Origin of the sequence: Paenibacillus sp. FSL R5-0517 (genome assembly GCF_037974355.1) — a bacterium.
Classification (GTDB): domain Bacteria; phylum Bacillota; class Bacilli; order Paenibacillales; family Paenibacillaceae; genus Paenibacillus.
The window spans coordinates 5,278,352-5,302,141 of the sequence record NZ_CP150235.1 but is presented as its reverse complement, the minus strand read 5'-3'; the positions used below and the strand labels follow the sequence as shown (position 1 = coordinate 5,302,141).

At 45.2% G+C, this 23,790-nt stretch carries 22 protein-coding genes; 16 read left to right on the top strand and 6 right to left on the bottom strand.

Translation table 11 applies throughout. From position 1 onward, the window contains the following. The first annotated feature begins 117 nt into the window (after nt 1-117). From MKX40_RS23700 to msrA, 6 genes are all read left to right on the top strand, one after another. Nucleotides 118-429, top strand: a complete 312-nt coding sequence (locus MKX40_RS23700; protein WP_339236856.1) for a DUF3817 domain-containing protein — start codon at nt 118-120, stop codon at nt 427-429. 277 nt (nt 430-706) lie between these two features. Then, nucleotides 707-1,525, top strand: coding sequence for a TerC family protein (locus tag MKX40_RS23695; RefSeq protein ID WP_339236853.1), 819 nt, complete (start codon nt 707-709; stop codon nt 1,523-1,525). 504 nt (nt 1,526-2,029) lie between these two features. Then, nucleotides 2,030-3,493: an RtcB family protein gene (locus tag MKX40_RS23690; protein ID WP_339236851.1), complete on the top strand. Its 1,464-nt coding sequence runs from the start codon at nt 2,030-2,032 to the stop codon at nt 3,491-3,493. Next, nucleotides 3,493-4,797 carry an ATP-binding protein gene (locus MKX40_RS23685; protein WP_339236848.1) on the top strand — a complete coding sequence of 435 codons (1,305 nt, stop codon included), beginning with the start codon at nt 3,493-3,495 and terminating at the stop codon, nt 4,795-4,797. The genes MKX40_RS23690 and MKX40_RS23685 overlap by 1 nt, the downstream gene beginning before the upstream one ends. Nucleotides 4,798-5,104: 307 nt before the next feature. After that, nucleotides 5,105-5,362, top strand: coding sequence for a GlsB/YeaQ/YmgE family stress response membrane protein (locus MKX40_RS23680; protein ID WP_315938471.1), 258 nt, complete (start codon nt 5,105-5,107; stop codon nt 5,360-5,362). A gap of 197 nt (nt 5,363-5,559) precedes the next feature. Next, entirely contained in the window at nt 5,560-6,075 is a 516-nt protein-coding gene (gene msrA, locus MKX40_RS23675) for a peptide-methionine (S)-S-oxide reductase MsrA (RefSeq protein ID WP_339236845.1), read from the top strand. Nucleotides 6,076-6,164: 89 nt separating this feature from the next. Here the strand turns inward: msrA and MKX40_RS23670 are convergent, their stop codons facing one another. Together MKX40_RS23670 and MKX40_RS23665 are read right to left on the bottom strand one after the other, a co-directional pair. Further along, nucleotides 6,165-6,977: a putative RNA methyltransferase gene (locus MKX40_RS23670; RefSeq protein ID WP_339243182.1), complete on the bottom strand. Its 813-nt coding sequence runs from the start codon at nt 6,975-6,977 to the stop codon at nt 6,165-6,167. 352 nt (nt 6,978-7,329) lie between these two features. After that, nucleotides 7,330-8,598, bottom strand: a complete 1,269-nt coding sequence (locus MKX40_RS23665; protein WP_339236842.1) for a hypothetical protein — start codon at nt 8,596-8,598, stop codon at nt 7,330-7,332. Nucleotides 8,599-8,860: 262 nt separating this feature from the next. On the opposite strand from MKX40_RS23665, the gene MKX40_RS23660 reads away from it, so the two are divergent. From MKX40_RS23660 to MKX40_RS23650, 3 genes are all read left to right on the top strand, one after another. After that, entirely contained in the window at nt 8,861-9,457 is a 597-nt protein-coding gene (locus tag MKX40_RS23660) for a restriction endonuclease (protein ID WP_339236839.1), read from the top strand. A gap of 120 nt (nt 9,458-9,577) precedes the next feature. Further along, a complete protein-coding gene (locus tag MKX40_RS23655; RefSeq protein ID WP_339236837.1) occupies nt 9,578-9,805 on the top strand; it encodes a hypothetical protein in 228 nt (75 codons plus the stop codon). 115 nt (nt 9,806-9,920) lie between these two features. Next, on the top strand, nt 9,921-11,168 hold the full coding sequence (locus tag MKX40_RS23650; RefSeq protein WP_339236835.1) for a crosslink repair DNA glycosylase YcaQ family protein: 1,248 nt from the start codon (nt 9,921-9,923) through the stop codon (nt 11,166-11,168). A 196-nt stretch (nt 11,169-11,364) separates the two neighbouring features. Here the strand turns inward: MKX40_RS23650 and fabV are convergent, their stop codons facing one another. Continuing rightward, entirely contained in the window at nt 11,365-12,558 is a 1,194-nt protein-coding gene (gene fabV / locus MKX40_RS23645; protein WP_339236832.1) for an enoyl-ACP reductase FabV, read from the bottom strand. 203 nt (nt 12,559-12,761) lie between these two features. Here fabV and MKX40_RS23640 point away from each other — a divergent pair, with 203 nt between their 5' ends. Further along, on the top strand, nt 12,762-14,042 hold the full coding sequence (locus MKX40_RS23640) for an XRE family transcriptional regulator (RefSeq protein WP_339236829.1): 1,281 nt from the start codon (nt 12,762-12,764) through the stop codon (nt 14,040-14,042). 109 nt (nt 14,043-14,151) lie between these two features. Here the strand turns inward: MKX40_RS23640 and MKX40_RS23635 are convergent, their stop codons facing one another. Continuing rightward, nucleotides 14,152-14,892 carry a MerR family transcriptional regulator gene (locus MKX40_RS23635; protein WP_339236826.1) on the bottom strand — a complete coding sequence of 247 codons (741 nt, stop codon included), beginning with the start codon at nt 14,890-14,892 and terminating at the stop codon, nt 14,152-14,154. A gap of 86 nt (nt 14,893-14,978) precedes the next feature. Here MKX40_RS23635 and MKX40_RS23630 point away from each other — a divergent pair, with 86 nt between their 5' ends. The 3 genes from MKX40_RS23630 to MKX40_RS23620 all read left to right on the top strand — a co-directional run bounded on the left by MKX40_RS23630 (nt 14,979) and on the right by MKX40_RS23620 (nt 17,304). Next, the gene (locus MKX40_RS23630) at nt 14,979-15,680 is read left to right on the top strand and encodes a type II CAAX endopeptidase family protein (RefSeq protein ID WP_339236824.1); all 702 of its coding nucleotides are present in this window, start codon (nt 14,979-14,981) and stop codon (nt 15,678-15,680) included. 290 nt (nt 15,681-15,970) lie between these two features. Continuing rightward, complete coding sequence (locus MKX40_RS23625; RefSeq protein WP_339236822.1) at nt 15,971-16,387, top strand: hypothetical protein; 417 nt, start codon at nt 15,971-15,973, stop codon at nt 16,385-16,387. Between the two features lie 122 nt (nt 16,388-16,509). Next, a complete protein-coding gene (locus MKX40_RS23620; protein ID WP_339243180.1) occupies nt 16,510-17,304 on the top strand; it encodes a hypothetical protein in 795 nt (264 codons plus the stop codon). 100 nt (nt 17,305-17,404) lie between these two features. Here the strand turns inward: MKX40_RS23620 and MKX40_RS23615 are convergent, their stop codons facing one another. Then, nucleotides 17,405-18,220 (bottom strand): class I SAM-dependent methyltransferase, encoded by an 816-nt coding sequence (locus MKX40_RS23615; protein WP_339236820.1) that lies wholly within the window; start codon nt 18,218-18,220, stop codon nt 17,405-17,407. Between the two features lie 73 nt (nt 18,221-18,293). Beyond that, a complete protein-coding gene (locus tag MKX40_RS23610; RefSeq protein WP_339236819.1) occupies nt 18,294-19,232 on the bottom strand; it encodes a YafY family protein in 939 nt (312 codons plus the stop codon). A 272-nt stretch (nt 19,233-19,504) separates the two neighbouring features. Between MKX40_RS23610 and MKX40_RS23605 the strand changes: the two genes are divergently transcribed. The 3 genes from MKX40_RS23605 (at nt 19,505) to MKX40_RS23595 (ending at nt 23,788) form a co-directional block, all read left to right on the top strand. Next, nucleotides 19,505-20,938: a glycoside hydrolase family 1 protein gene (locus MKX40_RS23605; protein WP_339236817.1), complete on the top strand. Its 1,434-nt coding sequence runs from the start codon at nt 19,505-19,507 to the stop codon at nt 20,936-20,938. A 202-nt stretch (nt 20,939-21,140) separates the two neighbouring features. After that, complete coding sequence (locus MKX40_RS23600) at nt 21,141-22,292, top strand: GerAB/ArcD/ProY family transporter (RefSeq protein WP_339236814.1); 1,152 nt, start codon at nt 21,141-21,143, stop codon at nt 22,290-22,292. Then, the gene (locus MKX40_RS23595) at nt 22,289-23,788 is read left to right on the top strand and encodes a spore germination protein (protein ID WP_339236812.1); all 1,500 of its coding nucleotides are present in this window, start codon (nt 22,289-22,291) and stop codon (nt 23,786-23,788) included. Before MKX40_RS23600 ends, MKX40_RS23595 begins: the two co-directional genes overlap by 4 nt. Nucleotides 23,789-23,790: the final 2 nt, after the last annotated feature.

The following is a 23,790-nucleotide window of genomic DNA, read 5'->3' as shown; positions in this document are numbered from 1 at the left end:
CATATAAGCGTGCAGGAATAATCTGCTGCGTGGAATGAAGCGGAGATTTTCAGCTTTTGTGATATACTGTACGGGAACAATTGAATTCGTTACATGTATAAAAGCAGGAGGAAAATAATGTTACATTCTATGCTGGGACGCTTCCGGCTGATGTTGTGGTTGCAGGGAATTTCGTATGTATTGTTACTGTTTGTTGCTTTTCCGTTGAGAGATGCCGGAGTTATGCCGCAGGCTGTCACTTGGTTTGGAAATTTGTACGGTTTTTTATTTTTAATGTACTTGTTATTTATGGTGAGCATGTACACCTCACAGAAGTGGCGTCTGCGTCGTCCAATTGCCCTCTTCTTCATTTCTTTCATTCCACTGGGGAATATGATTTACGATGTTGTCGTATTCCGTAAGCTGTACCGTCAACGAAATAAAGCTTGACTTTATTTAAGATTATGAAATATGATGAGTACAGGTTTAACAACCCGTTCCAACTAAAACTACATATTCCTGTTAAAGGGGAGTAGCTTTTACAGTAAAGTCGTCAATTCGGGATCGTATCCCCGGCTTTATTGGCAGCAAATTTGTTGTTAGCGAGACCTTTACCAAGTTTTCATGCTCGGTAAAGGTCTCTTTTTGTGGATATAAAAGGACCTTACCAGCGATGGTAAAGGTCCTTTTTTTTGTACATCATAAGGATATTAAGGAGGAGTCAACGTTGGAAGTTTCATTATTATTGGAATATGGGTGGGTGTTGGCTGTCTTAGTAGTTCTAGAAGGATTACTTGCAGCAGATAATGCATTGGTACTCGCAATTATGGTTAAACATCTACCTGAAGAGAAGCGCAAAAAAGCGTTGTTCTATGGTCTGATGGGCGCATTTGTTTTCCGTTTAGGTTCATTGTTCCTGATCTCTTTCCTCGTCGATGTTTGGCAAGTACAAGCGATCGGTGCCCTGTATCTTCTATACATTTCGATTAACCATATTGTTAAAAAGATACTGGGTAATCGCAATAAAACAGATGAAGCTGCTGATTCGACGCCAAAGAAACAGAAAAAACAATCTGGTTTCTGGATGACCGTATTCAAAGTCGAAGTAGCCGATATCGCATTTGCAGTCGATTCCATTCTGGCTGCAGTTGCCTTGGCTGTAGCGTTGCCACCAAGTGGATTGCCTGCAATCGGGGGACTTGACGGAGGACAGTTTATCGTTATTTTCCTCGGTGGATTCATCGGGCTTGTAATTATGCGTTTTGCAGCCTCATATTTTGTGAAGTTGCTTCATTCCCGCCCAGGGCTTGAAGTTGCGGCTTTTGTGATCGTAGGTTGGGTAGGGGTTAAACTGGCAGTTATTACACTTGCACACCCTTCATTGGGGGTTCTGGATGAGCATTTCCCGGAAAATAAAATTTGGAAATTCGGATTCTATATTGTACTGATCACCATTGCGGTATGTGGTTGGTTCCTGTCTTCCAAAGTTCCTGAAAAAGAAGACGAAAATCCGGTTGATGAGTTGGAAAAACAAGCAGGTCTGTAATAATCATGTTACGCTAACAACATCATTATTATTAAGAAAAGAGGGGACTGTCCTAGGACAGTCCCCTCTTATGGTTTATACATAAAGTCTGCACCATGGACCTATTTCCAAGAAAAGGGTTGACACATGAATTTCAGTCCCTTTATTATAAGACTTAACATTAACGAAGGGAGGCCGAGAGACATGATGCTTGGTTATGATCTGAATCTAACAGGGCGCAAGGTGGATACAACTGCATATCAGGCTCATCGTCTCATTGGCCTCATACGGTCGACATAGGGGATAGGCATATCGTTTAGCGGGTTTTATAATCGATATGCGTTCTTCGCTTATATCATAGCGATGGATAACAGACACACAAGCATATTTAAGCTGTTCTGTTCTCCGTTATTGTCATTCAGTAGAAGTCATGGGCGACTAGCCTATGGCTTTTTTTAGTTTTATTTTATAGATGAATCAGCAAACCGAATTTGCTGAACGTACAGGAAGGAATACTACACTTTTATGAATACAGACTTTAATTTATTTAATGATCCAAATGAAAACGCAGGTGGCTATCGCCATGAAGTGAAATTGCCCGCGGGCGACCTAACCGTATATGCAGCACAACAACTCTTTTCCTCGCTCGATTACAAGGTATTCGAGATGGCGAACAATAATCTGCAGATTCCGGGAATCTCTTATATGAGTTACACACCTGACGTGCATGTCGGTGTAGGTACATGCATTGGAACAACAGCCGTCTGGGATGCGCAGAGCGGATACGTTTCTCCCTCCATCGTTGGCAGTGACATTGGCTGTGGCATGCGAGTGCACATGACGAACTTGCACAAGGACGAATTGAAAGACATCAAGCTTCGCCGTAAACTTGTCAAAGCCATAGAGAAAGTATTGCCAATGGAGGCGAACCAGCGAGGTCATTACTCGGATATAAGACTGGAGCACATTGTTCGTAAAGGGCTGCATGGTTTACCCAAAAAATATATCCCTGACAGCTATACACCGAAAAAATCAACCTCGATAACTCATGTGGAAAGCAGCAAATTCAGTTACGATGAGGATGTGTTAAATCACATTCCTGATATGACGTGGCATCGTTCGCATCGTCAGCTCGGTACACTGGGCGGAGGGAACCATTTTGCCGAGATTCAGGCGATTGAGATCGCCGAAGAGAATCGTGGAATCGCCGAAGCTTGGGGATTGTACGATGGACAGATCGTGGTCATGATTCATTCCGGCTCTCGTTCATGGGGCGGATATGTCAGTCAGACGAGTTCTTCAGCGATTGCGAAAGTCATGCAGCGTCTTAACTTGGGCACATCTGATCCAAGACTGGTATTTGCGCCGCTGGAGCATGCAGAAGGTCGTCATTATGTGAACATGATGTATTCTGCATTGAATTACGCTGTTGTCAATCGTCACCTGATTGCGTATGCTATTCGCGAAGCATTCCGGGATGTGTTTGGCCCCAAATGTGAATTTCGTACGTTATACGACCTGATGCACAACTACGCCTGGGAGGAATCCCATGCAGACCAAGACTCCGTTTTTGTACATCGAAAAGGAGCGACACGTGCGTTGCCCGCGGGTCACCCGGACAATCCCAAGCCTTATCTGGCAACTGGACATCCGGCGCTTATTCCCGGTTCGATGGGAACTGCTTCATATATCATGGTCGGTCAGCCACAGGGCGCTGATAATTATTATTCCATATGTCACGGCGCGGGTCGCATACGTTCACGAACAGCAACGAAACGATTGGTTACTGTAGAGGATTTTGCTAAGGCACTTGGCGTCGGCACAGAAGATGAGATCGTGGTAAACCAGCGCTCACTTGAATCCATTATTGATGAATCACCACAAGCTTATAAAAATGTAGACGAAATCATAGACAGTGTAACCGGCGCAGGCCTGGCTCAAGTTGTAGCCAAATGCAAACCGCTTGCCGCGGTAAAGGGAGCGAAATAATGACAATACACGAACAACAAGTGGATCCTACGCGTGCGATTTATAGCTACGACGAACAACATGATACCCGTATTCGAGTGGAAGGGTACGCCATCTATTCAAGGCTGATTCGTGGCATCAGCGAGGCGCTACATCAGCGATATGGGATTGAATACAAACTGTATGCCAGTTCTGACCCGAACAATGAATATTGGGAGTTACTCCGGGAAGACTTGCAAAATGGAAGTACCGAAGTGGAATTGGTATCCCGCATTTTCGAGGATCTGGAGCTTCAGACGTTGCATTACGATGATGATGGTGATGTGCCCACGTATGGTGTGCACTACTCCATCCGCAACAACGTATTTGCCTATCCAAAATGGGGCGTTGCACTTGTGCGGGTTCCATTTTTCAGAGAGAACGGGATCTATAGCGAAGACTTTGTATTTGCTGTCGGGGATGAAGAGATGAAGCAATTTCTCGGAAGTGTCCGGGAACGGGAACGTCAGCAAAATATGAAAAAAGTGACGGTGTATACCGATGCCCGCAATGGCAGCGACCGTCATGTCGAATCGATTACTCGCTCCGTGGGAAGAGAGGATGTTGTTCTCTCTGCACAGATTAAACAGGATATTTTCCGCTCGCTGGATCAGTTCTTCGAAGCGGATCGTTCCTTTTACAGAGATTACGATATCCCGTACAAACGGGGCATTCTATTGTATGGACACCCCGGAAACGGTAAGACCACATTGGTGAAATCCATTGCAGGAAGTATCCCGGGACCGGCTGCGTATTGGCAGATAACGGAGTATACCAACAGTGAATCGGTGCGTGAAGTGTTCGAGGCTGCCAAGCGACTCGCACCGATGGTACTGATCATTGAGGACATCGATTCGATGCCGGATGAGGTTCGTTCCTTTTTCCTGAATACATTGGATGGAGCTACGTCCAAAGAAGGCATTTTCTTGATCGGGACAACGAATTATCCTGAGAAAATCGATCCTGGCCTTATGAACCGTGCTGGACGGTTTGACCGGGCTTACGAAATTCCGTTGCCAGATGAAGCACTGCGCCTGCAATATTTACGCCAACGAGGCTTCACCGTATTCGCGGGTGAAGAGGGCACGGTAGAAGCAGCTCGTCTGACCGACACGTTTTCTCTTGCACAGCTAGGTGAGTTGTATGTGAGCGCTGCGCTGGAATGGCATCAGAATGGACAGACCGACATTGTAAAAGTCATTCAGTCGATGCGTGGCGAGCTGGATAAGAGTCACAAACATACGTGGCTGGCGCAGCCAGGTAAGGGCCGTGCAGGCTTTTATTGATCAGATCTAACCCATCAATCCTATAATATGACGCAAATTTATAAATAATCCTACCTCAATTGGTGATACTAACCTTGTCTGCTCTAACATACAATGACTTTCGGGAGGTACATAACGCAGCCCTGAGCTGGTGAGATGCCGGAAAGTGACGTGATCTGTTTCATACTGGGCCACAGCCTATTTTGCAGAGAAGAATGCATGGGACAAACGGTAATATGCAAAAATTTTTATGCCAATTGTTTAAATGCTTCTGTAGCGGTTAATAGTAGACAGACAACAACAAAAACTTTAATTAGAGGTGAATGATATGGGTTGGTTATGGTCATTAATTATCGGTGGTATCATTGGTTGGTTGGCAGGTTTGATCGTTGGTCGTGACATTCCAGGTGGTGTTATCGGTAACATCGTTGCGGGTTTCATCGGTGGATGGTTAGGTGGAGTAATCTTGGGTGATATGGGTCCTGAGATGGGCGGATTCTACATTGTACCTGCATTGATTGGTGCGATCGTTCTTGTAGCCATCGTAAGCTTGATCTTCCGTTCGATGGGACGTAGTCGCGGGTAACTCATTCAAGATCAGTTCTTGAATAAGTTGTTGCTACATTGCATTACCTAATGAATAAAATAAATTACCAATGAAGAGGTTGATTGAGAGCCATAACGATGGCTTTCAATCAACCTCTTGTTGTTTTAGAATATAAGAAGGTATGCGTAATGGCTATCTATATTCATACGTAGTTTAGATAAGAGGGGATGAACGGAATGGAAAAAGCTACATTCGCCGGCGGATGTTTCTGGTGTATGGTTACACCGTTCGAAGAACAACCGGGCATTCATGGGATTATATCGGGTTATACTGGCGGTCACGTCGAGAATCCAACATATGAGCAGGTCAAAACCGGGGAGACCGGTCATGTCGAAGTGGTTGAGATTACATTTGATCCGGAAGTATTCCTTTATGAACGACTGCTGGAGCTATACTGGCCTCAGATTGACCCGACAGATGACGGAGGACAGTTCCAGGATCGGGGGACACAGTATCGTACGGCAATCTTTGTGCATAATGAACGTCAACGTGAGCTTGCTGAACAGTCTAAACAGGAACTGGCAGCCAGCGGACGATTCACTCAACCGATTGTCACGGAAATTCGGGATGCCGTCGTGTTCTATCCGGCTGAAGACTATCATCAGGATTACCACAAGAAAAACGAGAAGCATTATAAGGAAGACCGTGCGTTATCCGGACGGGACGAATTTATCGACCAGAACTGGAAATAATGCATCAGATCACATGAAAAGCCGGGCGAGTTCCAGTTGGAACTCGCCCGGCTTTTTGGCTGTATGGAGGCTGAAATCAGCCATAACGGTTATCTGATTGTTCCCACCAGTATTTCTACGTCAATGGTAATCTTCGACAAGGAAGTTTGAATGCTCACCAGGGATGATCCCGACCGATGCCAGGAAAGTGGTGTCATATGAACGAGTGAATCCAGCATGTTTGCGGTGACGGGCAGCGTGTAGGTCAGCGGAATGCTGGCGATGAGATGATGATGTTTGCGGAATCGGTCCAGCGTAAGTTCCCGGCCGTCTGCTCGATCAGGTCGATTCAGGAACAGCATTTCTCTTAGTTCAATTAAATATCGTTCACGGGGGATGACTTTGATGATCCATCCCCCATCTTTCAGAATTCGTCCAAACTCTCCATAATTGGAAGGAGAAAATATATTCAGGATGATGTCCAGCTGACCTTCTGCAAACGGACTGCATGCCAGATCGCCGACAAACCAAATTTGCTGGTTGTAGGCAGAGGAAGCCATGGCAATGCCTTCTTTGGCAATGTCGATGCCCCAGCCAACGGCTGGAGTATCCTGCGTAATCTGCTGCAGAAATGTTCCCTCTCCTGTGCCGGCATCCAGAATATGCACTCGATAGCTGATGTCAACCGAATAACGTGAGATCCACCTGCGTAGTACTTCGGTCAAAGGAGCATAAATACCGGTTTCCGATAAGATATTCCTTTTGGCAGTAAATAAACGTTTGTCATAGTTGCCCTTGAAAAAACGTGTCATGAAATTGATATAGCCTTGTCTTGCAAAATCAAAGCTATGCCTGGACACACATTGAATGCTCCCTGAGTTAATGGTTGCCATAGGGCTATGACAGATGGGACAGTTCAACATATGGTTGTATGGATTAATAAGCGCAGCGCTACGTTCTCTGCGATGGACTGACATGGAATAACACCCCATTCATTCAGATTTGGATAACTGAAGAAAAGGGCATAACAAATAAACCTCTGCACGAAATTCAAAAAAGAGGTTTATGGCTATGCCCCAAGTTATCTATATCGAATGAACTGAATTATCATAGGAAGGTTAAGCTCCTTTTGCCTATCAAGATTAGGGTGAAGCAAGAGAACGTTACTAGTATAACAGGATGAGAAGAAATGACAAGTAAGGGAAGCCAGGCGAATTTGAAATAAAAGAGCGCCCTGTCAACCGTTTAGACGGTCATACAGAAGCGCTCCGTTCATTATTTTACAGCAGCCTTTAATACATATTTGGACAATGTCTCATCGTTCATCGAATAGATGACATCATCGACATAGGTAGAGACACCTTCTAATGAAGGAACGGAGGCACTGGTCGTGTAGATATGCACGTCTTCCAGTGTCTGCGGATCAAGAATGTATCCTTTTTTGGCAAAATCAAGCTGGTACTGACCATCCTGTGTCTGGTCAACATGCATTAATGCAGGCTGTGCGTCCTTGAATGTACGCTCAGTCACTTTGCCTTTCATCGTATACAGTTCCAGCTTCTGCCCTGTAAGGACCGTATAACCGTTGCCAGCCGTTTGGATGTAGGCATCACCGGCAATGGCACGTCCCCATGCAAGCTTGCCGTCGGTGCCAAAGCCCATCAGTCGGTTACCCGTATTCTCGAAATTGGCACGCATAATAATGGAACCATCGTCCAGAATGGCCAGCGATTCACCGCCGCCATCTCCCAGTGTATTGGCATTGGCAGGGAATTGGTAGAAGGACAGACGATTCAACGTACGATCATAGATCTCCACCTTGGGATTCGCAGCTTGCTGCCAGAAGTTGCCTACCTTGGTTTGTTTGCTGGCATCCACTACAATTCGACCATGATCAGCCTTGAGCACGCTGCCGTTAATGGTCTTTTCGGTAATTAATTTGCCCTTTTTGTCATATAACGAGATGGCTGAGCGAACGGAACCATTTGACTGCACGCCCTGACTTGAAGCAACCATCAGCGTATCGTTATCCAAAAGGGATATGCTTGCAGGTGAGTTCACCGTTTTGATCCAGTTGGTTTTACCGGATGTATTGAATGAGTACAATTTTTTGGTTTTGTCCGAATATTCCATATACACATAAGCTGTACCGTTACTGGCATATACCGAATCGGAGTATGTGGTGTAAGGACCGCTTTTCTCATGGAATATCGTATTCCACTTCAATTGCCCAGTTGTAGCATCGAATGCTTGGAGAGAGTCCAGTTGCCAGTCCAGTGTAGTTTTGCTGCTTGTTTTCGTTACGGCCTGGGATGCATGTACATAGACAAGATTTTTGGATGGCACGGCATGGATTGCCTTGATCAGGACATCTTTTTCGGTATTGGCCTCAGATAACATCAGGGAAGATGACGTCCACGCTGGTTTGGGCATGGATTCGGTTGAGGCAGCAGCGTAACTTGTTGTATTCATGGTGAAGAGGAGCATGCCGCTAAAAATGAGGGCAGCCCATGTTTTGGACTTGTGTTTGGTCAATGTATGCAAGTGATAAACCACCTTTCTTCTTCGGTTCAAAAGAGAACCGATTGTTGAATTTTACCATTGAAATGAAGTGCAATTCAACCGAACACACTGTAACCTTTTATCATGTATTTGTCGAAATAACTATGTTTGGAGAAGTGTGAGGGTTACAGGGAATTCATCTTCTTTCGATCAAGGTGGAAGTCTGATATATTTAGTGCGGTGATAAGCCATATCTGATTAAGACGTTGGATAGAACATAGGGAAAAGAACAAGGAGAAGAGCTATGAACTGGAGTGAAAATGTGACCCTATGGGTCATCGGAATTATTGTCATATTACTACTGTTGGCCTGGATTATTCGGCGTATTATCGGGCGCGGTCAGCGGATACGAAGTGAAGCCAATCCCAGGAAGATTACGATAAAGGACATCGACAAGATGGAGGATGGTTCGGAATTTGAATTATATCTTTATCATCTATTCGAAGAACTCGGGTACGATGAGGTTCATAAAACGACGAGCAGCCGGGATTTCGGTGCGGATCTTGTATTTGTGGATCGACTCGGCCGGCGGAGTGTTATACAAGCGAAGCGATACGGTGCGAACCATCCGGTAGGATTAAGTGCAGTGCAGGAGATCTATACATCCATGCGTTATTATGAAGCTGACCGGTCGATTGTATTAACGTCCGCCCGTTACACGGAAGCTTGCCGGACGCTTGCGGCAGTCAATGGAGTGAAGTTGCTGGACCGGGAAGATCTGATGGAATTAATCCTTTTATTCAAGGCGAGAAGAGTGGAGGAAGCATTGGAACTGATCGAAGAAGATGATCATGAACCCATCGAAACGTGGCAGTCTCGGCGAAAGCGGCAATCCCGCTAAGTACACGGTGGAAGCCTTCTTAAAATATGTATATGCCCATTCCAGCAGGAAGCACCTTCACTTGCGTAGCTGCACATGATATATTGAGTGTATATCAACCAAAGGAGTGTGTAATCCATTATGGCACGTACACAAACACAAAAAGCATTACGCAAAGCAGAGCGGTCAGGCAAGTGGTGCTCGGAACAGAGCCGACGAGTGAACGGAGATTATGGTGCATTATCCCAGCATGTACGTCTCATGCCTACGAAGCAGGAAAAATTGCAAAAGGTCAAACACAAGAAGCAGATCATCCAGGATGGTGGTGCTTCTTTTTATTTTGTCTATGAGAAACGGATTGCTGGATAAGTAAGACGATTATAATCCTTTCTTTGGTTGGAAAGTAATCATGTGGACTGTTAAAATCGATCTTATAAATTGGCTATAAATTCTGTACATATAATGAAGGGGAGAACCTATACATATGACAACAGCGCTGCACATGAATAAAAAAATCGTTCGGCGTTTCTTGCTGCAAACGCAAGCTTTACTGGAACGTTGGCCCGCAGTTTCCTTACCATCGGGACCCGATCAAGTTCTGAGTTTGATTCGCTCCCTTGGTTGCGTGCAGATCGATCCTGTGGCTGCTGTAACCGGAAACCAGCATCTGGTGCTGGGTGCCCGTGACCCGGGTTATACGGCTGATAGCTTAAATTCGCTGCTGAGTGATCATAAGGTGTTTGAATATTTTGCAAATGCTGCCTGTGTCATTCCAATCGAGGATTATGCTCTCTTTGAACCTGTGCGTGCCCGATTAAGGGAGCGTCTGGCTCCATCCCTGCAAGGTCTGGAGAAAACAGTGCAGCATGTGTTACAGCGTTTGAAGGATGAAGGACCTTTACCTTCAAGAGCCTTCCGTGCTGTTGAACGGGTAAGTGGTTATTGGGACAGTGCAGATGTGCCAAAGACGAAGGATACCACACTTGCTCTGAATCTACTGTTAGACTCTGCTGTGATTCGTGTGGTGGCGAGGCAAGGGAATGAACGTTATTTTCATATTACCGAATCCGGATTGCAGCAACAGGGACTTCCGATGAAAGAAGATATGGATGTGTTGGCCCAGAAGCAGGCTCTACTGGATAAATACATTCATGTGTATCGCGTTGTAGATGCCCGTGATCCCCGTCTGGGTTGGCTAAAATCTACAGCGGCTGAACGACGCGCCGATATTGCTGCCCGTGTGTCAGATGGGCGAATGATCCCGCTTAAGGTGGAGGACGTGGCGACGCCTTATTATATTCGAGCTGAAGACGAGGATTTGTTATTGCATATGGAGAGGGAAGAGCCACACTATGATCCATCAGGCCCGGTCCGTTTCCTGCCGCCACTGGACAATCTGTTATGGAGAAGAGAACGTATTGTCGATTTATTCGATTTTCATTATAAATGGGAGATCTATACGCCAGAGGTGAAAAGAACCTACGGTTATTATGCCATGCCGATTCTTCATGGTGATCGGTTAATCGGACGTATGGACCCGCGACTTGATCGCAAAACTGGAGTGCTTACCGTTCGTTTGTTATCAATGGAAGAGACTGCTCCACCTGTGGAGGAATGGATTGCGGATTTTCGGGAGGGCCTTCAATTCTTTGCGTCCATGCATGGAGCGCATTCAATCACTATTGAGAAGACGGTACCGAAAGAGTTGAAAAAAAAGCTTAAATCGATTTGATCAGGGGATACACGAAAGAATGTAAGGATATGAAATTAAAATGGCGTAGAAAGGATCTAGGATGAAAGGATCTAAAAAATAGACAAAAAAGGGGAGAACCCGGTGGTTTCCCCTTCATTGATTGTACAATCAGATCTTTAACATGGCATTAGAAGTGCTAACGAAAATCTAAGTTTGCGTACTCGCCAAAACTTTTTTAGTTCACCAGATGGGGCACTTCAACGTTTGGATCAACGTCTGCTTCATAATCCACACCATCGGTTTCAAAACCAAACAGTTGGAAGAATTCGCGACGATAACCTTCCAGATCGGACAGATCATAGATGTTCTCTGTAGTCAATTCATTCCAGAGCTTCGCGACTTCTTGCTGAACGTCATCTCTCATCTCCCAATCGTCGATACGAATGCGACCTTCTGCGTCGGTTGGAACTTCTCCTCCTGCATACAGGCGATCAGCGAACAGACGCTGCAATTGCTCGACACATCCCTCATGCAAGCCTTTTTCTTTCATGACTTTGTACAATGCTGAGATGTACAGCGGCACGACTGGAATTGCGGAGCTGGATTGAGTCACCAGCGCTTTGGCGACAGTTACATAAGCACGTCCACCCTTGGCACTTAGACGATCATTCAACTTGAGTGCAGTCGCTTCCAGATGATTCTTGGCCTGACCGATGGAACCATCACGATAGATAGCATGGGTAAGTTCAGGTCCGATGTAGGAGAAAGCAATCGTTGTTGCATCATCCGCGAGTACGCCACCTTGTTGCAGGGCATCCATCCACAGTTCCCAATCGTCTCCACCCATTACGGTTACGGTCTGACGAATTTCCTCTTCCGTTGCCGGCTCCAGCGTAACAGAGCTGATTTCGCCTGTGTGGAAGTTTACTGTTTTATTCGTGTAGGATTGTCCGATAGGCTTCAGCACAGAGTTGAATACTTCACCCGTGTTTGGATCGGTACGGCGTGCCGAGGCTACGCTGTATACGACCAGATCCACTTGACCGAGTTCACTGCGAATCAGTTCAACGGCTTTGTCTCGTGTTTCGTTTGCGAATGCATCACCTGTGATGCTGTACGATTTGAGGCCTGCTTCTTCAGCGGCTTTTTCAAATGCAGCGGAGTTGTACCAGCCTGCGGAGGCTGTACGTTTTTCTGTGGAACTGCTCGGACGGTAAATACCGATCGTATTCGCTCCCGCTCCAAAAGCGGATACAACGCGTGACGCCAGACCGTATCCGGTGGAAGCGCCGATTACGAGCACATTACGGGGGCCTTTGAGCTCAGGCTGTGATTTCACATAATCAATCTGTTCCTGCACTTGCGCAGCGCAACCTACAGGGTGGGAAGTGGTACAAATAAAACCACGTGTTCTTGGTTTAATAATCATTTATTTGCATCCTTTCATATTCAGCTCATGTTTCAGCATTTCGATCAAATGCTCGTATACATACCTCCTTATTGTAAAACAATTACCTCGGAAACGGAAACCGTTTCGTTTGATTTCGCCGGAAGGGTGGCGTTATATCTCTAATTTTGCGATGATGTGCATATAATGTACTCGCTTGTTAGGGTAGAAAGGACAGGAATGCCATGCTGAAGGAACGCATTGAACTGCTAAGCAAAAGAAAACAAATCTCCCGTAAAGACCTTGTGGAAGGTCTGGTCACGCAGGCCCACTTTGCCAATATTCTGGCGGATCGTTATCCGCTCCCTGAGGATTTGGCAGAAGCTATCGCTGGACGCCTGGGGGTATCCCCTTCCTATATTCTAAAGGCTGCGGCTCAGGACGAGGAAACACTTGAACGGGCAGAAGTCATCTTCGAACAAATGTCTGTTCCAGCGTCGTTGATATCCGAAGAGACGGTGCATGCGCTGTCAGATCGGGATGACACACTGACTGTTGAGCTGACAACGGCTTTGATGAAGGCGGTATATTATCAACAGTTAAATGATGCAACGGCACATGAATATATACATACGTCCTATCTTAATTTTTACCTGGAGAAGTATGGTCGCCCAGACGATATTGATCTGCCGCGCCCGTTAGTCAAGGCACTTTTATTCTATAAAATACAATATTATCGCTCCAAAATGGCCTTTGTAGATGTACTAACTCATGCAACCAGGCTCAGTGAGCTGGAGCTTCCTGGCAGTGAATTCTGGCTGTCTGTGCAAAATATCAAGATGGAAGCCTACATCCAGGTTAAACAGTATGAAGAGGCGAAACAGGTATTCGAGCTTACGATGCGTCATGTATATGATCAGCGGCTGTTCCATCGATTGTCCGGGTTATATGTGGCATATAGTGGTTATTGTTTCGCAATGGGACTGGTTCAGGAGGCACTCTCGGCATTAACCATGGCGGAGGCGAACCTCGTATATGCGGGGAACCAAGGCGATCTGGTGACCGCAATTGCCAACAATCGGATTGTTATGTTAACGATGACAGGTGAATTGGATCAGGCACAGGCGGAGATTGAACGATTTGAGTCACTATTGCAGCAGGAAACGGAAGAAACACAGCTCGCGATGCGGCCGCTCGTCTGTATATATCAATGCGAAGTGGCTCTGGCGCGGAAGAACTGGGGCGTACTTGCACAAAGTGTAGATCAACTCTTGAAATGTGCAACAACCCAGGACCATCAGATGAGCGGAACCTTCTACCAGAGCCAGCTGGCTCTTGCGCATGGAGATCGCGAAGTTTTCATGGAGCGTGCGCTTGCCTGTCTGCCTTATTTTGAATCCGCGCAGCATGTCGTGCGGCTTGAGCCGTTATACGAAGGATTGGCCGTGGTGTCTGAGGATCAGCGCAAATACAAGGAAGCGGCGATGTATTATCGGAAGCTGGTATATTTGTTACGCAAAAAATAGAGCGGTAGCATGATATCATCCGTTTGGAAAAGATGGGTCACTACGGGTCCCATATAAGGATATTTCCTGGATACAGCCGGCTGACAAGTCGGCTTTCTTTCTCATTCCACTATAATTTTGATTCCATTTCAAGAGCATAAGCCGTACTAAGCTCCACAAAGTTCAGAACTTCGTCAGATACGGGATATAGTCCTGACTCTGTAGCAGGAAGCTTCCTCACTTCCCAAAACTTTTCGATCAATGTCTCATCACCATTAAAAGTATCGTGAGATAACTTCATTAATTCACAGGCAATGTTATAGCCTTCATCCGATTGGGGAGGAACAGATTGTTGTATGCACCACTCAATCCGGCGTATCAAGGAGACATATTGCTGAGTAATCTTATCATTATTATTAAGTTTCGGTAATGCTTTCTGTAGAAAGGCAACTTCCTCAGCATTGAAGTAATCCATCCACTGTTTAGCAACGGGCTGTACGTTTTGGACCAGATGTGAAACCCGATCCCAGGAAAGTATACCTTCCAGATCAATCATATTGATCAAAGATGTAGTATTTTCAATACTGCCCTGAATTGAAGTTAATTGCTCCTGAAGATGATTATGATGTGCGATCAGAATATGACGATAAGATAGTTTGTTCATTACAGTTTGTATGTCTTCAAGCGATAATGATAGTGATTTGAGCAACGTGATTTTTTCAAGCGCAAATAAATCTTCCTCTGAATAATAACGGCGACCGTTGTCTTCCTTATGACTCGGTTGTAGTAGACCGATCTGATCATAATAACGTAGTGTTCTCACGGAAATATCTCTCTGTTTGGATACTTGTCCTGTTGTCCATCTCTGCATGTTTTTTCCTCCCAAAAAGTGCTTGCAGGTGACGTTACGTCACCTAATATCATTATAATATATAATAGAGGATTGAGGGATCGAGAATGACTAGAGCGGTAATGTGGAAAAAGACGGATCAGTGGACATGGCGTGAGTTACTAGTATTGCTAACGCTGGAATTTGTATTTGTAATATTCGTGATTAAATACCCGATACAGTCCGGATATGAGGAGTGGTTGGATAATACCCTTTATTCTGGGACACTCACAGGGCTTACCATCGCAATTACACTTTTGACGGGACTGTACTTGGTTGCTTTGCGACCGAAGAAGCTGTCGTGGAGAGAGGTGGGCGTGAAGGGATTCTCCGTAAGGGATTGGTGGAGAATTGTACTGTGGCTCCTGCTTCTCATCATTTTAAGTGTGATGGCAGTATATCTTACCAGTTTTCTTGGAAATACGGTAGACAACAGCAAAACAGAGAGTCTTCAGCAAAATGTCACTCTTTTTACTATCGTTATCGGTATCGTTTCGGCTGGATTCGTGTCACCTCTCTATGAGGAGATCTTTTACCGCGGGTTCATATATCGCTGGCTAAGGACTCGTATCAGGATGAAATGGGCGATTGTGATTAGTGCTCTAATCTTTACTCTTGCTCACTTTCCAACGATTAATGCCATGCCCGTAAATTTTATTAGTGGCGTTGTGTTTGCATGGACGTATGAACGGACAGGATCGGTCGTGCCTGGCATGATTGTTCACGGTGCGTTTAATACGATTGCCGTAGTGTTAACCGCAATGAGTTAGATTGATGATTATAGTATGGACACACATTTAAAAATGAGTATATTGAATATGATTTGGTGCAATGCCACCACTTTAACCACAAATAATATCTGCCAAACGTAAAATGAAGATCGCATTAGCAGTTGCTTTTTTGTGGAATTGGCATAATGCCTTACCAAAGAGATGATTATCCGGTAATTCGATTACCGGATTTTTCGTTTTTTTTGTATGCCGCCAGAAGGGTATTCAAAGACAAGCCGTGGTGTTTATAATTTAATTATAAATAAAATATAACAAATGAGGTGCTTACTATGGGATGGTTCGGTAGAAAGAACAAACAGGAAGATGCGATTGCGAAAGCAGATAAAATGATGAATAAAGGGCTCACTGGCATGATGATGAAAGGTTTCGTATCCAAGGAACATCGGGAGGCAATCAACCAAAGTCTGGATTCGGCAAAACAGGCACAAATGGCTGCGAGTGGTTCGCTTCCATTAACGGCAACAGCAACGGTGGTGACAATCACCGATACGGGCAAACTGATCAATTTTGATCCGATTGTTGTGCTTGTCTTGGATGTGACGGAGACAAACGGTAACCAGTATCAGCGAACACTAGAGACACTGGTGTCCAAAATGCAGATTCCACGAGTTGGAGATCGGGTGGGATTGGGTCAGAATCCAGCGAATCCGACTGAACTGATCTATATGGGGCTAGTTTCCATCTAGAAGGTTTTGCTTGTAGGACAGTGATACTCCATTTATTAAATACGTATAACAACTGATCATAGACATAACGTTAGAGGTTTGGATAGAGATATGAAGAGAAGGATGAAGAGAGGGTGGGCCATATGGTAGGTTTTCTGAGATTGATTGGCGTATTAACTGTGTTTGGAGTGGGGTTCTCCCCATTTCTGGCACAGAAGATGTGGGATGATCCATTTATCATCATGCAAGCCTGGTGGTATAAACCGGCGATCTTTGCCGGGTTCGGGTTGATCTTTGTTCCTGCGATTTTGAGTAGTATTTTCGGCGTAGGTCGAGTCAAGACAGGTTTACCGGCAGTGGGTGTCATTAAGAGCATACAACAGACTGGCACGTATATTAATGAACAGCCGGAGGTTCGATTGGTTCTGACGGTGTCGCGTAAGGGGCGTGAGAAATACGATACCGAGATGAAAACTGTTATTCCCCTGACATCCATGGCTCAGTTTCAGCCGGGCAGCTTCATTCCGTTAGTGGTCTCTGTGAAGGATGAACGCAAGGTAGGTCTTGATATGAAAGGACAGTTATCACAGGAGGATATGCAGCAACTGTTGAATGAAAAGATGGTACAACAAGGGGTATCCCCTGAGATGATGGATATTGCACGAACAGGCGAAAAAGCAATGGCCAAGATTCTCGATGTCACTCCACTTGGCAATGTAGGCAGTAATAAGATCAAGCTTCAACTCAAACTCAGCATAACCAAGACGAATGGTGAAACGTTCACTGTGACAACGCAAAAAGAAATTTTATCTACTGCGCTGCCGCAGGTGCAGCAGGGCCATATCATTAACGTCATTTATTCAAGACAAGACCCGACAAAATTGGTGTTGGCATTGAATGTACAGGAGCGACAATTAAGTGACTTATTCTCATCCTGAGGATATAGATAATAAGGAGGTCGTACAGGTCATTATTATGACGTGTACGACCTCCTTATTACATTTGGTATGTAGAAGAGATGCAAACAACGTACTGCTTTCAGACAATACCAAGGCGCATGCGATAAGAAAAGAGTACTGTTCTGGATTGTCCGTCAAATACACGATTAGCCAGCGCTCTGAACTCATCGGCAGCTGTTAATAGTTCATCCGCTCCAAGTTTCAACGCCGTTTGCAAGCCGCCTTGGCTCAAGGCCAGGTTCACGTATCGGTCTGCATCAAAGGTCTCGTGGTGATGAAACACGATTTCCCGCACATATCGGAACAGACCGGACTCCTGAATTTGCTGTAAATGCCCATCCTTGCTCCATTTGTGTGCCTGACTATTCTGGGGAGCCAGACTGGCTGCCCGTTGATCTGCTTCCTTATTCAGCTTCAGATAAGCTTGTTCTAACTGCCAGTCTAACATTGGCGGCCAGTCACAATCATAGGCAGCAAATATGCCGCCTGTACGAAGTACACGTGCAAACTCGCGTAGTGTAGGTTGCGGCTCCATCCAGTGAAATGATTGGGAGCAGGTCAGCACATCCACACTGCCATCTGGTAATCCAAGGTCGTGAGACAAGCCGGACACAAACCGCAGGTTATCCGGCTTCCCGGCAGATTCCCACTTGGATTCTGCTACAGACCTCATGTCATCGCTGGGTTCGAAGCCGATGATGCGTTCTGCCTGATTCAGCCAGATCCACGAGGATAAGCCGGTGCCACAGCCAACATCTGCGACCATGCGCGGTGTGCTTCCAAGATATGTCGTTAGAATATCCACCACTTCAGTGGGAGCAGCTGGTCGGTTCTGATCGTATAACGTACCAAAACCTTTGAAACGTTCCACATTGTTGCGTCTAATGTCTTGCATGGATAAACCTCCTTCGGTCAGATGGATGACGGAGAGTCAGCTGTGATTAAAAGTTGTATAGGCCTATATTATATCATTCATTGTTGGGAAGGTTGTTCATGACATGCTGTAAATGTTCAACGGCTTGGATATGGCGTCTGAGCAATTCCTGTCCAACATGTACAGGCTCGATTACGGTCAGCTCTGAACCGAACGATAGCAGGAAGGAGTAGAGCCATTCCCCTACATTTAATTCGAGAGACACACGGAGCCTGCCATCAGGCTCTTTTTTAATGAGGGACGGTTCGAAAAAATCATACACCCGGTAAGCAATATTATTGGTGAACAAGAGCGTCAGAGGAGTCAGGACAGGAGCTGCCTCTGATTCAGGGTGGGCTGACCCCACATCAACAGGATCGAGTTTTCTCGTTAGAAAGGTCAATTGGGTGATCCGTTTCATCTTGAATGTCTCGAATTCTTTCCGTTCAGGATCATCATGAATATATCCTCTGAAGTACCATGTACTGTTCTTGAATATAAGCTTCTGAGGTTCCACTGTTGGAACACTCTTCTCTCCATCCGAATTAACATAGTGGAACGTAATCAGTTGATTGGTTAATATGGCTTGTTTCACTTGATTAAAAAGTTCTCTCTCTTGCAGGGGAATGCTGCCCCATGGTGAGAAATTGAACTCGATCCAATCCAGCTTGTGATCAAATAGGGCGGTCAGCCGTTGCAGCATATGAGCACTATTCAGGTGTGGGATTGCACTGATGCTGTATAGTCCCATCAAAATTTCGTTCTGGTCTTCTTCCGACAGCAGGGACTTGTCCATGACATAGTTGTCCATGAGATGAATGCCGCCATGCTTGCCGGTCGTCGTATAGACGGGGATGCCCGCAGCGCTTAGCCGGTCGATATCACGGTACACCGTACGTACCGAAATCTCGAACATACGGGCGAGTTCGGGTGCAGTGGCTTTCTTTTTCTCCAATAACAAAAGCAACATTCGAAATAATCGGTTATTTTCCATGCTCTGATTATACCATGACAATAGGTGTCAGGGTATGGGTGGTACACTGGTTATATCGTCTTACGAAAACATTTTGACTCAGTCTTATAATTTGTTCTTCATTTATTGCGAAGTAGTGAAGGGGACGATATCGATTCTGACGAAACGAAGTGTTCGCCTTCATCATCCGAGGATAACAGCGATCAGAAGAACGATTCGTGACCGGAACGGCTACTCGCATAATATCAAGCATTTTATATCGAATTGAGTTAAATATGAAGGAGGAACTGGTCATGACAATGAAAGAAGGATTTTACTGGGGTGGCGCAACGGCTGCCAATCAATTCGAGGGCGGATGGAACCAGGGTGGCAAAGGGCCAAGCACATCTGACATGATGACAGGGGGAACCCACACGATTCCACGCCGGATTACACCTGTATTGGAAGAGGGCACGTATTATCCGAGCCATGAAGCGGTTGATTTTTACGGACATTACAAAGAAGATATTGCCATGATGGCAGAGATGGGTTTCAAAATGTTCCGCATGTCCATCAACTGGTCCCGGATCTATCCGAACGGTGACGAACTGGAGCCAAACGAAGAGGGATTGCAGTTCTACGATAATGTCTTTGCCGAGTTGAAAAAGTACAATATTGAGCCGCTCGTAACGATCTCCCATTACGAAACGCCATTTGGTCTGACACAGAAGTATAACGGCTGGGCTTCCCGTGAAGTCATCGATTGTTATATTCGTTATTGTACAACTCTCTTCAATCGCTACAAAGATCAAGTGAAATACTGGCTGACATTTAACGAGATCAACTGTCTGACGATGCCGTTGGGTGCTTATATGGCTGGAGGTCTTCTGTTTGAAGGCAAAGAGACGTTGGTCGACGGAGTGGATGATCCACAGACTCGATTCCAGGCATTACATCATCAATTCGTTGCGAGTGCCAAAGCAGTGAAGCTGGGACATGAGATCAACCCAGACTTCCAGATCGGTTGTATGGTTGCTTTCATGACCACCTATCCAAATACGTGTAACCCGGACGACATGCTGCTTGCACAGAAGAAAGACCAACTGTCCAACATGATCTGTGGTGATGTTCAGGTTCGTGGAGCGTATCCTGGATTCGCCAAACGTTTCTTCGCCGAAGAGGGCATTAAAATCGAAATGCAACCAGGAGACGAGCAGACACTGCGTGAAGGTTGCGTAGACTTCTACTCTTTCAGTTATTACATGTCTCTGGTAGAAAGTGCGGATGAGTCCCTGGAGAGAGCTGAAGGCAATCTGCTGGGTGGTATCAAAAATCCATATCTCGAAGCTTCCGACTGGGGATGGCAGATCGATCCAAAAGGATTGCGTTATACGCTGAATCATCTGTATGACCGTTACCAGATTCCACTGATGGTCGTTGAGAACGGATTGGGTGCTGTCGATGTGATAGAGGAAGATGGTTCCATTCAGGATGACTATCGTATTGATTATCTGAAAGGTCACATTGAACAGATGAAAGAAGCGGTAGCGGATGGCGTGGATCTGATTGCCTACACCATGTGGGGATGTATTGACCTGGTTAGTGCGTCCACTGGAGAGATGAAGAAGCGTTATGGCTTCATTCATGTCAACAAGGACAACGACGGTAACGGAGATTTGAGCAGAACACCGAAGAAGAGCTTCCACTGGTACAAAAAAGTTATCGAATCCAATGGTGAAGAGTTGTAATTTGGTATAAAATCAATACCCGCTTGTTCCTACTCATGGGACAGGCGTTTTTTTATTATGGTGCATAAAATGCAGATTAATTTACATACTGAATTCAAGCGACTAACTTAACTACAATATTAAATCTACTGTATTGACGACAATGTGGATCAGTTGATAACTGGATTTAAAGAAGGCATTTTTAATAAAAGGGGAGATTTCTGTGAACACATCCGGGAACCGCTACAGTATGTCACCCATTCATCTGTTTTACGTGTTATATGTCAGTCTGGTCAACGTGGGATTGATGAACTTCCAATATAAAATGCTTCACGGGGCAGAGAACGATGGTTGGATCAGTATTTTGATTGCGTCTGTTATTGTTGCCGTAGTTATTAAAATGATGTACGTCTTACTGGGTAGGCAATCCGCAAAACAATCGACCCTTGTACATATCAACCAACGTTATTGGGGGAAATACGCAGGTTCTATCATCAACTGGATTTTTATTTTGTACTTTGTACTCGGTTCCATCGTAGCCTTCCTCTCCTATGTTCATATTGTTCAATTATGGATTCTTCCTACACAGAATATTCGGATAATTAGTCTCGTAGTATTGGTACTGCTCTATTATTGTGTGGCTGGCGGGATTCAGTCGGTAACAGGCATGTGTCTTTGGGGAACACTGTTCATTCTCTTGCTTGTTTTTCCACAAATTTTCCTGGTGTCTTCCTATCTGCATCCTCGTAATCTGCTGCCAATTATGGATCATGAAGCATCCACCATCTTACTTTCAACAAGGGATATGCTCCACGAGTTTATCGGTTGTGGTATTCTACTGGTCGTCTATCCCTTTATCCGAACACCCGAACGTTCCGTTCGATGGGCTTATGCGGCAGTTGTCACAGCCACAGTGGTGTACCTCGTCTTTTTCACATTTTCTTTTATGTTCTTCAGTCATGGACAAATGAAAGAGCATCTGTGGCCGACACTCAGCCTGATTAGCATTATCGAAATGCCTTTGATCCAGCGTATGGAGTATTTAGTGTTATCCTTTTGGTTACTGAAAATGCTAGCAATTATTGCGCTGGGGCTCTGGGCTGCCTGCCACTGTCTGAAGTTGGAGACATCGATCAGACCCAGCATGGGTCTCAAAATGGCTATGGTACTCTTTGTGATTCTCATTATGGTTATCCGAAATAGCACCCAAATTGAGATGATGACAGAAGTATATATGCGATCAGGAGAAGTGTTGATTTTCATCTATCTGCCGCTTCTTTTCCTGGTCTCTCTGTTTCGAATCAATCGGGGACAGTTTCCCCAGCCAACGAGAGAGATACCAAATCGTACTACGGTAAAAGGAGATGAAAAATGAACTCATCCGATCATACTCAAGAGCAAGGGATGGAATTCATTCCGGATGTACTTGCAGCCTGCAGACGTTCAGATGATTTCATAACCCAGGTTATAGCCATTCCCGGCTTGCCACTCGAATTAAACTATTATAAAACGTTGGTAGACAGTCATCTGCTGGAAGTTGTAATTCATGCGTTACAAGAGCGAAGTGATACAGGAATAAAAGTTGAATTTCTCGATCTGTTGACGCACATCCCTCTTGAGGAATCAAAATTGACCGATCAAAGTGATGAAGTGTTGCAAGCTCTCCTTCAGGGTAATCTGGTGATTCGATGTCATGCTCAGGAACAGAAAACCATTCTCATTCCCATGACAGGCAAGGAAGGAATCCGAAGTAACAATGATACCGAGAATGAGTTCAGTGTTATAGGTCCAAAAGTTGGTTTCGTGGAGTCATTGGCAGTTAATCTGCACTTGATTCGTATGCAGCTACGAACGACCAATCTGATTGTAAAGGAAATAACGGTGGGGTCCTTGTCCCAGTCCAAAGTGGCCGTACTTTATGTGGAAGGTATCACCAATCCAGATAATGTGACCAGAATGGAAGAGAGACTGAAGGGCATTCATTTTGATGTTGTATTTGACACATCGCAACTGGATCAATTGATTGCAGATAATTCGTTCACGCCATTTCCACTATTCACCACGACGGAACGCAGGGACAGAGTTATCTATGCACTCATAACAGGACAAGTCGCGGTGATTAGTGATGGATCTCCCTCTTTTATTACAGGTCCATCGACATTGTTTGATTTTTTTGTCTCCCCGGAAGATTATTATCTGCCTTGGGCTCTAGGTTCCTTTTTTCGACTGATCCGTATCTTTGGAGTGATTTTTTCCTTGTTTGCCTCAGCGCTGTACGTGGCATTACTGACTTTTCACTACGAAGTTGTACCAAAGGAGCTATTAGGTAAATTGATTTCTACCAGACAAAGTGTACCTTTTCCTCCCTTTTTTGAAGCCATATTTCTGGAAACAACAATTGAATTTTTGCGTGAAGCAGGTGCGAGATTACCAAATCGAATCGGGCAGACACTCGGCGTAGTGGGAGGTATTATCTTGGGGCAAGCTGCCGTAGAAGCTGCGCTTACAAGTAATGTGCTAATTATTATTGTATCCTTGTCTGCGCTGGCATCATTTGTCACACCGATCTATAAAATGTCGAATGCAATTCGTTTTTTACGCTTTCCGATTATTCTGTTAGCTTCAATCTGGGGTGCATTTGGTATTGCGATTGGACTTTGTTTTCTGCTGGTTCATCTGTCCCGACTAAAGTCCCTGGGCTCGCCATACATGTCGCCTTTTTTCCCTATGCGGCTTAACGATCTCAAAGACAGTCTTATTCGAGCATCCTATGAGCAGACGACCACCCGTCCGAGTTATTTAAGACCACTCTCGTTCATTCGTTATAAGCCCGGTAAAGTGCAGTCCAAAAATCGTCTGGACGAGGAGTGATT